Genomic DNA, 1,105 nt, shown 5'->3' on the forward strand with positions numbered 1-1,105 from the left:
CGGCGTCCTGCAGCACGACGTCACCGATGTCGGGCAGCTCGACGTCGCGGGGGTCGAGCACCTCGACGGCCAGCACCTCGTGGCGGGCCGCGATCGCCCGCAGCGGGCGCATCCAGTTGATCGGCCCCAGGAAGTCGCTGATGATCACCGCCATGCCGCGGCGGCGTTCCGGACGGCGCAGCGCGTCGATGGTCGTCGCCAGATCCCCGCGCACGCCGACCGGCGCCCTCGGGGTGGTGGCGATGGTGCGCAGCAGCGTCTGCTCGTGCTGCCGCCCGGAGCGCGCCGGAACCCGAGTCGTGGTCTGGCCGTTGGAGATCAGCGCCCCGAGCCGGTTGCCGCCGCCGCTGTTGAGGAACGTGATCGCGGCAGCTGCCGCCACGGCCAGGTCGCGCTTCTCGCAGCCCACGGTGCCGAAGTCGAGGCTGGCCGACATGTCGACCACCAGCCACGTCTCCAGCTCACGGTCCGCGATCATCTGCCGGACGTGGGGGTGCGTGGTGCGCGCCGTGACGGCCCAGTCCATCCTCCGGACGTCGTCACCGGGCTGGTACTCGCGCGATTCGCCCGGCTCGGAGCCCGGTCCCGGGATCAGCCCGAGATGGTCACCGTGCAGGACGCCGTCGAGCTTGCGCTTGACCGTCAGCTCGAGTTGCCTCAGCGCCGCCGCCAGCTTCGGGTCGACGATCTGCCCGCGCTGCATCGAGGGCGGGTGTGGCACCGCCGGCTGCTTGGGGTCGGTCACCGACCGCTAGCCGCGCCGGCGGGCTGCATCACCGGGGGCACCGACTGCCCCTGCTGCGGAACGGCGTTGACCTGAGGCAGGGCGACCGTCTGCAGGATCCGGTTGATGACGATCTCCGACGAGATCTCGTCGGCGAGCGCGTCGTAGGTGAGCACCAGGCGGTGCCGCAGCACGTCGGGAATGACATCGACGACATCCTGCGGAATCACGTAGTCGCGGCCACGCACCAGCGCCAGCGAGCGGGACGCGGCGATGATGCCCAGCGAGGCGCGCGGGGACGCACCGAACGAGATCCACGTCTTGACGTCGTTCATGCCAAGCTGCTCGGGATGGCGGGTGGCGGTCACGACGCGCACCACT

Annotated in this window: 2 protein-coding genes; both read right to left on the minus strand. The window is 71.2% G+C overall.

What is annotated here, in order from left to right:
- Window positions 1–745, minus strand: a 745-nt coding sequence (locus A9X05_RS16955) for a DUF58 domain-containing protein (protein WP_067782862.1), incomplete at its 3' end; no start/stop codon positions are given.
- Window positions 742–1,105, minus strand: a 364-nt coding sequence (locus A9X05_RS16960; protein ID WP_368664934.1) for an AAA family ATPase, incomplete at its 5' end; no start/stop codon positions are given. The genes A9X05_RS16960 and A9X05_RS16955, both read right to left, overlap by 4 nt.

It is taken from the genome of Mycobacterium sp. E3298 (genome assembly GCF_001666895.1).
In the GTDB taxonomy this organism is placed as follows: Bacteria; Actinomycetota; Actinomycetes; order Mycobacteriales; family Mycobacteriaceae; genus Mycobacterium.